6 protein-coding genes are annotated in these 3,456 nt (G+C 30.3%); all 6 read left to right on the top strand.

Annotation, left to right across the window (positions count from 1 at the left end):
- Window positions 1–565: CapA family protein (locus tag KKC53_04855; GenBank protein ID MBU2598492.1), on the top strand; the 565-nt coding region annotated here is incomplete at its 5' end.
- A 194-nt stretch (window positions 566–759) separates the two neighbouring features.
- A complete protein-coding gene (locus tag KKC53_04850) occupies window positions 760–1,080 on the top strand; it encodes a divalent-cation tolerance protein CutA (protein ID MBU2598491.1) in 321 nt (106 codons plus the stop codon).
- A gap of 313 nt (window positions 1,081–1,393) precedes the next feature.
- Window positions 1,394–1,675, top strand: a complete 282-nt coding sequence (locus KKC53_04845) for an AbrB/MazE/SpoVT family DNA-binding domain-containing protein (protein ID MBU2598490.1) — start codon at window positions 1,394–1,396, stop codon at window positions 1,673–1,675.
- Window positions 1,676–1,704: 29 nt separating this feature from the next.
- Complete coding sequence (locus tag KKC53_04840) at window positions 1,705–2,526, top strand: arsenite methyltransferase (protein MBU2598489.1); 822 nt, start codon at window positions 1,705–1,707, stop codon at window positions 2,524–2,526.
- 199 nt (window positions 2,527–2,725) lie between these two features.
- Window positions 2,726–3,157 carry a GNAT family N-acetyltransferase gene (locus tag KKC53_04835; protein MBU2598488.1) on the top strand — a complete coding sequence of 144 codons (432 nt, stop codon included), beginning with the start codon at window positions 2,726–2,728 and terminating at the stop codon, window positions 3,155–3,157.
- Between the two features lie 118 nt (window positions 3,158–3,275).
- Window positions 3,276–3,456, top strand: a 181-nt coding sequence (locus KKC53_04830) for a hydrogenase maturation nickel metallochaperone HypA (GenBank protein ID MBU2598487.1), incomplete at its 3' end; no start/stop codon positions are given.

The following is a 3,456-nucleotide window of genomic DNA, read 5'->3' as shown; positions in this document are numbered from 1 at the left end:
GGCTCAAACCCCACTTTTAATAGAATCAAATGGAAATAAGTTTGCTTTCATTGGCTGTAACTATTGGGGTCCTGATTATGTGTGGGCAACTGATGAAAATCCTGGCGCAGCTAAATGTGACTACGAATATATGTGTAGTGAGATAGAGAGGTTAAAAATGGATGGATATATTGTAATTGTCACTTTTCAATATGTGGAACATTATGATTATAATCCTACGCATCAGCAGATAATTGATTTCAGAAAAATGATCGATTCGGGAGCAGATATTGTAAGTGGAAGTCAATCCCACCATCCAATGGCAGCTGAATTCTACAGGGATGGCTTTATAAATTATGGATTAGGTAACCTATTTTTTGATCAGATGTTTAGTTTAGGAGTTAGACAGGGAATAATTGCTCAACATATTTTCTATAAAGGTGAACACATTAGTACTAAATTAATAACAACAATGCTGGAGGATTATTCTCAACCTCGATTGACTAATTCAGAGGAGCGACAACAGTTACTAAAATCGATTTTTTCAGCCAGCAAGAGGTTAGAGAAAATTAGTTCTCAAGAATAAATTAAGTCTTTATTCATTTGCTATATTTTTATCTTAGATTTGCATATTATTTTGGAAAAGCAATGTAATAAAAAAAAGTTAAAGAAAAAATCACCTAATAAAAATATTTCTGGTAAGTGTCTTCATATTTTTCAAATATAAAAGGAAAATTGTATTATATGTAAAAGATTTATTTAAAATTAAAAGAGGGAAATATGACTGAATTTATTCAAGTAATAACAACTGTAGACGATGAAAGTAAAGCGAAAGAAATTCAAAATATATTGGTTCAGAAACGAGCAGCAGCATGTGCCCAGGTTTTTGGTCCAATATTGAGTTGTTTTTGGTGGGAGGGGAAAATTGAGCAAGCTATAGAATGGGTGTGTGTTGCTAAGTTAAAATTTGAGAATTATGAAAAAGCTGAAAATCTTATTAAAGAAAATCACCCTTATGATGTTCCTGAAATAGTAGCAATTCCAATCTCTTCGGGAAATATAGATTACCTAAATTGGATTAAAAGTGAAACAAAATTTTAACCAAAACAAATTATCGAGCTTTCTCATCTCTTTTGTTATCTCCATCAATTGATATTTCAAGGTGTTTATTCTATTAGAAAATGTTCTGAAAGAGGTTAATATATAGTTTTTTTTATATAAAATCATTAACACACCCCAATTATGTGACTTTAAATTAAGATTAACTCACTAAAATTACCACTTACCTACAAAAAAAGAAAAAATTTAAAAAAACTTGACAGGATTAATTTTGTTATATATAATATTCAGTGTATACTTATTTTTCAGAATAAAATGATAGTTCTGATAATTATAATTTAAGAAGGGAGTTTAAATGACTAAGAAGAGCAAGGAAGAGAATATTTGTACACCAAATGACAAGAAAATAAGATGTTGTAAAGTTGAATCAATAATAAGTGTGGATGAGAGAGGACAGACAGTAATTCCAAAGCATATAAGGGAAAAGGCAAATATCAGAGCTGGTGACAAGTTAGCCGTTATGAGTTATGAGAAAGATGAAAAAATATGCTGTATTTCTTTAATTAAAGTAGAAGATCTTACAGAAATGGTAAAGGATATGCTTGGTCCTATGATGAAAGAAATTATCTCAAAATAATTTTTTAAATGAATTTATAGGTGATTAAAATGAAAGAAAAAGAGATAAAGAAATTAGTGAGAGAGGGCTATGCAAAAATAGCTAAAAAGGATAGTTCCTGTTGCACTCATAATATTTGCAATGAAAGCAATAGTTCAACAGAGAATATTAGTAAGAAGATAGGCTACACTGCGGAAGAACTTGAAACAGTTCCCGAAGGGGCAAATTTAGGTCTTGGTTGTGGAAATCCAGTTGCTCTTGCTTCTTTGAAAGAAGGAGAGACTGTTCTTGATCTTGGTTCAGGTGCAGGATTTGATAGTTTTCTTGCTGATAAAAAAGTTGGTGAGAATGGGAAAGTAATTGGTGTAGATATGACAAAAGAGATGATTGAAAAAGCAAAAGAAAATGCAGAGAGAGGAGATTATAAAAATGTAGAGTTCAGACTTGGAGAGATTGAAAAATTACCAATTGCTGATAATACTATTGATGTTGTCATTTCAAACTGTGTAATTAATCTCTCACCCAATAAAAGAAGAGTGTTTAAGGAAATCTTTAGAGTTTTAAAACCAGGAGGGAGAATAGCAATTTCTGATATTGCTATTCTCAAGGAACTTCCTGAGAAAATTAAGGAAAGTATTGATGCTTATGTAGGTTGTGTTGCAGGAGCTATACTAATTGATGAATACAGAAGGATTGTTGAAATCTCTGGGTTGAAAGATATAGTAATTACAGTCAAGGACTCATCTGCCTGCATCGATGATGATACAAAGGACCCAATAGGTAGGGATATTCTAAATCTTTTGGGTGAGAATGAATCCCTTGAAGGATATGTGGCTAGTATTCATATAGAGGGACGGAAAGGAGAACAATAAGTAGCTATATTTCCCCGTTTTTCTCCATAAGAATTGTCCACCAGTCTATTAACAGGTGGACAATATTTTTAATATATTTAACAAATTTGGTAAAATTATTAAAAAGCAAAATATAGTTGATTTCTTTTATAAACAAAAGTTAGAGGAAATTTTAAAACAAAAGTTTGAATTATGAATCACACCCCTTTATTGATATAAAATGAAAATAAAAAAGGCTGATAAAAAAGACATACCTTTCATAGAAAAGCTTCTTAGTGATAATAATCTCCCTTATGAGGATATTTATTCAAAAGTAAATTGTTTTTTCATAGGATATAAAAAATCTGAAGTTGTTGGTATTGCTGGAGTAGAAATTTTTAAAGACTATGGATTACTTCGTTCCTTAGTTGTAAAAAAATCATTTAGAGGAAAAGGATTTGGCAAAACATCATGTCTTAAATTAGTAGAATATGCAAAGGTAAATGAAGTGAAGGAACTATATCTTTTAACAACAACTGCTAAGAAATTCTTTAAAAAAATTGGATTTGATGAATTTGAACGTGCTTTAGTACCATCAACAATTCAAAATACCACTGAATTCAAGTATTTATGTCCATCATCTGCAACATGTATGAGAATGTTAATAAATTAAAGAATGTTGTTATGGTAGAATTTGAAGACAGAACTGGCAATTTACAAAAATAAACATAAAAACCAAAAGAAGTAGTAGATTTAAATTTGAACATTTTTATAATTAAGTGGAGACATAAATGCATGAACTACCAGTTACCCAAGAGATGTTTTCTCTGATTATGAAATATGCGGAAGAAAACAATGCAAAAAAGATAAGTTCTGTTAGTCTTAAAATAGGAGCTTTATCAACAATTATTCCAGAGAATGTAAAATTTTATTTTGAAATTTTATCTAAAAATACAATAGCAGAGGGAGCAG

This window comes from Actinomycetota bacterium (assembly GCA_018830725.1).
In the GTDB taxonomy this organism is placed as follows: domain Bacteria; phylum Actinomycetota; class Humimicrobiia; order JAHJRV01; family JAHJRV01; genus JAHJRV01.
The sequence above is the reverse complement of the archived record's forward strand: the minus strand, read 5'-3'. Positions and strand labels throughout refer to the sequence as shown.